Origin of the sequence: Novosphingobium sp. B1, from assembly GCF_900176395.1 — a bacterium.
In the GTDB taxonomy this organism is placed as follows: domain Bacteria; phylum Pseudomonadota; class Alphaproteobacteria; order Sphingomonadales; family Sphingomonadaceae; genus Novosphingobium.
Map to the genome: position 1 here is coordinate 1 of NZ_FWXL01000047.1, position 5,524 is coordinate 5,524.

Genomic DNA, 5,524 nt, shown 5'->3' on the forward strand with positions numbered 1-5,524 from the left:
ACCGCCTCAGGCTCGCTGGCAACCTTGACCTCGCGGACGACCTTGCCCGTCGCGTCCACAACACAGACGCTGCTCTCTTTCAGAGAGACATCGATTCCGGCATAATGCTCCATGGCTGTTCCTCTCATGATGCTTGGGGCGTTCACTCGGACCCCGTTTTCAACACCATCATTCTGAGGGACAGCCACCTACCTGGCTACTCTTGAGACGCTGGCCCATTACGGCATCTAGGCTGACCATCTCAAATCAGAATATGGCGCATTTGGTAAAGAGTACCGCGATGTTCACTCCATTTGTATAGAAATAGGGTCCAAGTGAGGTGTCTTAAGGGGGAATGCGGATAGTATAAGAGGAGGGGTTGGTAGCAAATGCGTCTTTATTAGAACACCGATTGTGAACTCGCGGCGGAGACTGAGATGGATAATGCTATCGATCAGGAGCGCCTCGCTGAGGTCGTCAAGCTACTAACGCAGTCACTGCAGATTCTGGATGTGACCGAACAAACTCAAGCCGCGTTGCATGTGTCGCTCGCGCTAGAGGCATTGGGCGTGCTTACCAACTCGAACGATTAGACCGGTAACCAATGTTCGGAACGTTCTGTAACGCATCTGCTCGCCGAGATATCTTATCCTTCGCCATACATGTCTCTGTATAAGAACCGCCGCAAAACTATAGAACGACTGCATTAATGGCGCAGATCCTTGGCTGCCGAAGTGTCCCGCGTGTAGTGGTCGAGCGCGTATCGTGAATGCTGCACTGCAGTCGGAGAGCCCTGGTCATCGAGAAGTAGGCTGGGGGGCTGCGCGCGCGAACAAGCAGCTTGCAGCAAGCCGTATCCCTGATGATGACGGCCTACATCCATCCTTACGTGGTGTTTACCGTCGCGCAGGTCGCTGAGCAACTGCCGCAGCATTCTGTCTTGCGTTCTCATCTTCATGCGGGGCAGCTTAGCCGTCGGGGTGTGCGGATGATGTGAGCTCCATCATACCCCCTATGCTTCCTTGTGGGACGCGCAGATCAACGCGGGGAGCCGAGACTGCTGAAATTGCCTCGGGGGCTAGGTATCTGCATCCCATTTTTTCGACCCGTCTTGCTACTCCGTGTGGCATTGTGCTGTGTGTAAGGGCATGTTTAACAGTCATTAACAAGATTAAGCGAAAGCGAAATACCTGAAGTCTTGATAAGAAAATGAGTGCTACGGATGAGCAGGTTTTAACCTGATCGTCAAGTCGAGACCAGACTTGTTTGGGAGACGAGCAAAAGCACAGCCGGTTGGATGTTTGCTTAGCGTTTATGGTGTTGACTAATAATCAATACTTCGTGGTTAAGATTCATGTATGCCAATCCCGTACAATCTCTCAATGGCCCTTCTCCATGTGCAAGCAGAGCTTGATCGCCGGCAGGTGACTGCGGAGACAAGTGATCCCCTTGCGGGAATTTATGTAGACTTGGCTTGTGTGTTTGAGCGATTAACCGATTTGTCTGCTAAGAAACAGAATGAGGGCCCGGTCCTCCAATTGGTTGTTTCGCGCACAGGCTGCAATTAGGGTGGCTACATGAAGCAATGAGCTGGACCAGCATCTGACGTTGACGCACTTGTAATTGCGTCGGACGTTCTGGCGCTACCTCGAGACGGCTTGTCGATCTGGCGAACATCCGCTTCCAGCCAAGCAACCGAGAATATGTGCTGATTCGCTCTTAAGGAATTGACGCGCCTTTCTGCATCGTTAACGTTTCCCGAAAGAAATGTCGGTTGCATAAGGAGATAATCGTGACTGCAGTTGGGGGCGATTTGCTTCACTTGCGCAGTAGGGATGACCTGCACCGGCTTCAATCGTACCAGCATGGCAAGATGCTGGCGCGCCAGGCTCGAAAGGAGCTGGCGTCGGCGAAGCGATTGGCGGCTCTTAACGCCGGGTTTTCACTCACAAACGACGGATGGATTATCCTGCTTCAAGTGCTGGTTAATGCACTGAGCAAGCAAGACACAACAGTTGCTCATCTCGCCGTTTCACTAGACATAAACTTGGAGATCCTATCTAGATATCTCAGGGTTCTCGAACGTGAAAAGCTCGTCGTTTGCGCCAAAGGCATCAATCCTGAAGGCACAATATCAATCGGCGATGAAGGGCTCGTTCGGCTTGCGCGGTATTTCTTACCTCAAGCGGCCAACGAGTAATTGAAGGCTGAGCAAAATCGTCAACATCTATCGAAGTAGATCATTGCCCCTGCACGCAATTAAAGCGCACAGGTTGTTTGGCTAATGCTGTGCCCATCTATCGAAGGTGATAGTAGAAAGCTAACGATGGATACAAGAAGGCCAGAAGTTAACCCTGGAAAGCCGTGCAGTCGAAGCCCCACATCAGCTGAAATTGACAGCGCGCACTGGCTCGTCCTGCCGAATCATGATCTCTTCATTCTTGATCAATTCGTCAAGCGCGCTAATAGCGGTCGCCACGTGAATTCCGGGAAGATGAGCTCCGAAATCATCAATGATTTCAAGAGCTTCTTGGAGCTTTACCTTTGCTGCAGACAACATTGAGCGCTGACCCCGACGTGTTTTTAAGCCGGCAGATTAACTACCACTTTGGAAACGTTACAGGTAAATTTTGGGTTATGGAAGGAGTACGCGTCAGTATGGATGAATTCTCCGACCAATTGTTACGTCAGAACAGCCCCGGCCAAACTAACCTACTGAAAATGCTACCTGTCCTTTAGGTCATATCACGATGGATCAACTGCAGAATGCTAGTCCGTTCGCAACCGTCGTTCGATCCACTTACTAGCAGCACAAGCCCGCATGTCTGGCGCAGCGACACTAGAGGGCGAAGAACATACCTTGCTTCAGTAGGTTTAGTTGATCTGAAGCGCTCAAATAAGACTGCAAATCTCGGCGTTATCCAGAAAATTGTTACCAATTTGGGACTATAATTTTCTTTTTTCCGACAAATCCAAAGCTTGCCAGAGGTTTTTGGTCTTCCTCAGCCCAAATTTTCTCCTTGGACGCTCAGACTTTTATTAAAGCTTTCTGGTCCGATTGCTTGACTACGTACATATGCTATGCATAATTGCTTATCAAGGGGCGGACATCTGGGCTGTCCAAATCACAGGGGTCTTGGCATGGAGCAGTTTGACCGTCAAAAGGTTGCCGATGTTGCCCACATGCTCCTGCGATTTTCTTCAGAGGATTCCGAAGCCATATTTGCTGGAGCAGGATCTACTGCCCCGTTGACAGCAGAGGCCAGGGTCATTGAAGAGCAGGTTAGACGAAGAAACAGAGCAAAGCTTCTTGGCGTTGAATCGGACATATTTTCAGATCCGGCTTGGGATCTGCTGCTTGAATTGTTTGTTGCTCGGTTGAGAAACCAACGCTTGTCCGCATCGGTGATCGGTATAGAAGCCGGCATTCCCCAATCCACCGCGCTGCGGTGGCTTTCCTACCTTTGCAACCTTGGATTGGTGGAGCGGAGTCCCGACCCGGAAGATAAGCGTCGGCATTGGGTAAGACTGGGTGATCGCGCATTCTCGGCATTAAGCCGATGCTTCAGCTGAGGCTTGGGGGCCTATTCGCGCGAACCGCGTTAAAGCTTTACTTTGAAGGAAAGAAAAGGCGCGTGTCATCACGCGGCATCCCGACCGTGTCGCAACCACGTGCATCCGCAATTAACTTGATCAAGCTTTGTACTAACTCAGAACTTTTTTGAGTTAAAGACAGATACATCCGGCGGCGATCGTTCGCGTCCACGCTACGTACCAAAAAGCCATTGTCTTCCAAGTGCCTTATCCAACGGGTGGCTGAGGATGACGCAAGCCCGACGCCAATGGCGATGTCCGAAAGAGATCGGGGCTTACCGATGCGCACTCCCGTGAAGACATCTAGCAGAATCTCCAGGTTCGGCCCGGTAGACAGTCCATAGCTAGCCAGGCATGCAGTTAGCTTGCGACGTAGTTGGAGTTCCGCCAGCACAAGTTGAGCCGATTCAGGCGGCAGCGTGTCAAATGAGACTTCATGATTGCCGACGGTGCTTACGGCTATTTGCACTAGGCTCATGAGATCATCCTTGCTTTACGCATACTAAAAATCGATTTGTAACAAACGATGAAGTGCTCTTCTATTTGGACGCCACGTGAACTTGCAAAGTCCAATAAGTACCTAGTCGATCTTACATCACTTAGGCTAGGCAGAGGCAATCCACTCGGATGATTATGGGCAAGAACTATCTTTGTAGATCGGAGCTGGTTGGCTTGCTTTAGAATTGCGTTGGGCGATATTACTACCCTCTTAGAATTGTCCGAAGTGAGAAATAGTTCTCCCACAAGCGCTCCCTGTTCAGAGAAGAACATTGCGAGGAAGTGTTCTGCGGAACGTTGTTTGAATCTTTTGTGAAGATAGAGAGATAGGCGGTCCGCAGACTGTCTCGGTTTCGCTGTACTTTCTTTATCCTCGGATTTTTTATCTGTAAGCCTACGTCCGATCCAGCGTCGAAACCGATCGGACTCCTTTATGATGCTCGAGGATGTGCTTTCCATCGCATAGAGGAAAGAACGCCGAGCAAGAGGATCAACAGCTGAATCCATGAAGGGGAGCGCATCATCAAGGCGTAGGCCAAAGGTGCGTAATCTGCATCCAGCATCCGCACGACGTGAGATAACATAGCTATCAACTGAGCGCTTGCGAGCCACAGTGGCCACCATTTCTGAGATGTCAAAGCGAGATGTAGCATCAGGACCAAAATCGATGCGTCGATAACGAAGTACCCGACATCGAGCTGCGTCATTCTGCCAGCTACTTCACTTATTGCTGCGTAGACTGGTGAGGCGGCAAGCATGAGAGCCATGATCGCCGCCCCCCTTACTTCCGTTGTGCTGGCACGTCGCCAGGCACATACCGAAATGATCCCGAGGAGCAAAATTTGAAAGCCGAACCGCATTAGATGCAATGGCATCAAATCTTGGGGCTTGGTCAAGCCATATTATGCTGCTTGCTTCGCGGGATTCTCGAGTGCGCCCTTGGCGGGAGGGCAGTCGCCATAGTCAGCTGCCATGAGCTCTTGGCCGATAGCCGCGAGTTCGCGATGAACGCGCATGAAGTCATTGCTTGCAGCTATTAGCGCCTGCTGACTCTGCATGAGCTTTGACAAAGCAAGCTGGCCAGTGTGAGGTGGTACGTCCGCTTCGATGCGAGCACTCAACATAGTTTGAAGTACCGCGGTCGTTGCCTGTAAGGCTTGATCGATGGCCTGCTCTGCTTCGGGAACCTGGCGCGCAAGACGCGCTGAGGCGATTTGTCTCGTCATAGTCATTGCGACATCACCCTTTCTGCAAAAACTGCAGCTCGGAATTGAGTGACGGGTGGTTACTGGGCGAGCAATGCAATGCCTTGTGTGACGCTCATCCCGATCAGCGCAACCACTGCTATGAGCAGTGCGGGGACTGTCAGGATTTCCGTGTGTGGCCGGGCATAATGGGCAACAAGGAGTCCCACTATGTCACGACGCAAAGAACCTGCCATACCGAATGAGCT

At 51.1% G+C, this 5,524-nt stretch carries 9 protein-coding genes and 1 pseudogene; 4 read left to right on the top strand and 6 right to left on the bottom strand.

Features of this window, described 5'->3' with window-relative positions; genetic code table 11:
• Positions 1 to 113: pseudogene (locus tag B9A23_RS22590) on the bottom strand (IS110 family transposase); the annotation flags it as partial.
• 303 nt (positions 114 to 416) lie between these two features.
• Between B9A23_RS22590 and B9A23_RS23020 the strand changes: the two are divergent.
• From B9A23_RS23020 to B9A23_RS21825, 3 genes are all read left to right on the top strand, one after another.
• Positions 417 to 572: a hypothetical protein gene (locus B9A23_RS23020; protein WP_176218124.1), complete on the top strand. Its 156-nt coding sequence runs from the start codon at positions 417 to 419 to the stop codon at positions 570 to 572.
• 269 nt (positions 573 to 841) lie between these two features.
• Entirely contained in the window at positions 842 to 976 is a 135-nt protein-coding gene (locus B9A23_RS23440) for a hypothetical protein (RefSeq protein ID WP_254895245.1), read from the top strand.
• 795 nt (positions 977 to 1,771) lie between these two features.
• Positions 1,772 to 2,179, top strand: a complete 408-nt coding sequence (locus tag B9A23_RS21825) for a hypothetical protein (RefSeq protein ID WP_139797652.1) — start codon at positions 1,772 to 1,774, stop codon at positions 2,177 to 2,179.
• Between the two features lie 183 nt (positions 2,180 to 2,362).
• On the opposite strand, the gene B9A23_RS23025 is transcribed toward B9A23_RS21825, so the two are convergent.
• On the bottom strand, positions 2,363 to 2,539 hold the full coding sequence (locus B9A23_RS23025; RefSeq protein ID WP_176218125.1) for a hypothetical protein: 177 nt from the start codon (positions 2,537 to 2,539) through the stop codon (positions 2,363 to 2,365).
• Between the two features lie 581 nt (positions 2,540 to 3,120).
• On the opposite strand from B9A23_RS23025, the gene B9A23_RS22595 reads away from it, so the two are divergent.
• On the top strand, positions 3,121 to 3,552 hold the full coding sequence (locus B9A23_RS22595; protein WP_176218126.1) for a MarR family transcriptional regulator: 432 nt from the start codon (positions 3,121 to 3,123) through the stop codon (positions 3,550 to 3,552).
• 37 nt (positions 3,553 to 3,589) lie between these two features.
• Here B9A23_RS22595 and B9A23_RS21830 read toward each other — a convergent pair whose 3' ends face one another.
• The 4 genes from B9A23_RS21830 to B9A23_RS21840 are packed head-to-tail and all read right to left on the bottom strand — an operon-like array spanning position 3,590 to position 5,297.
• Positions 3,590 to 4,051 (bottom strand): MarR family transcriptional regulator, encoded by a 462-nt coding sequence (locus B9A23_RS21830; protein WP_084281507.1) that lies wholly within the window; start codon positions 4,049 to 4,051, stop codon positions 3,590 to 3,592.
• Positions 4,048 to 4,578: a JAB domain-containing protein gene (locus tag B9A23_RS23590; protein WP_368655955.1), complete on the bottom strand. Its 531-nt coding sequence runs from the start codon at positions 4,576 to 4,578 to the stop codon at positions 4,048 to 4,050. The genes B9A23_RS21830 and B9A23_RS23590 overlap by 4 nt, the downstream gene beginning before the upstream one ends.
• Positions 4,503 to 4,967 carry a hypothetical protein gene (locus B9A23_RS23445; RefSeq protein ID WP_254895246.1) on the bottom strand — a complete coding sequence of 155 codons (465 nt, stop codon included), beginning with the start codon at positions 4,965 to 4,967 and terminating at the stop codon, positions 4,503 to 4,505. Before B9A23_RS23445 ends, B9A23_RS23590 begins: the two co-directional genes overlap by 76 nt.
• Positions 4,968 to 4,973: 6 nt before the next feature.
• Positions 4,974 to 5,297: a hypothetical protein gene (locus B9A23_RS21840; protein ID WP_139797654.1), complete on the bottom strand. Its 324-nt coding sequence runs from the start codon at positions 5,295 to 5,297 to the stop codon at positions 4,974 to 4,976.
• Between the last annotated feature and the right edge of the window lie 227 nt (positions 5,298 to 5,524).

What these genes read in the sequence shown, in the direction of transcription:
- B9A23_RS23020 (WP_176218124.1), top strand. Translation starts at nt 417, where the DNA reads ATGGATAATGCTATCGATCAGGAGCGCCTCGCTGAGGTCGTCAAGCTA.
- B9A23_RS23440 (WP_254895245.1), top strand. Translation starts at nt 842, where the DNA reads ATGATGACGGCCTACATCCATCCTTACGTGGTGTTTACCGTCGCGCAG.
- B9A23_RS23025 (WP_176218125.1), bottom strand. Translation starts at nt 2,539, where the DNA reads ATGTTGTCTGCAGCAAAGGTAAAGCTCCAAGAAGCTCTTGAAATCATT.
- B9A23_RS22595 (WP_176218126.1), top strand. Translation starts at nt 3,121, where the DNA reads ATGGAGCAGTTTGACCGTCAAAAGGTTGCCGATGTTGCCCACATGCTC.
- B9A23_RS21830 (WP_084281507.1), bottom strand. Translation starts at nt 4,051, where the DNA reads ATGAGCCTAGTGCAAATAGCCGTAAGCACCGTCGGCAATCATGAAGTC.
- B9A23_RS23590 (WP_368655955.1), bottom strand. Translation starts at nt 4,578, where the DNA reads ATGGATTCAGCTGTTGATCCTCTTGCTCGGCGTTCTTTCCTCTATGCG.
- B9A23_RS21840 (WP_139797654.1), bottom strand. Translation starts at nt 5,297, where the DNA reads ATGACGAGACAAATCGCCTCAGCGCGTCTTGCGCGCCAGGTTCCCGAA.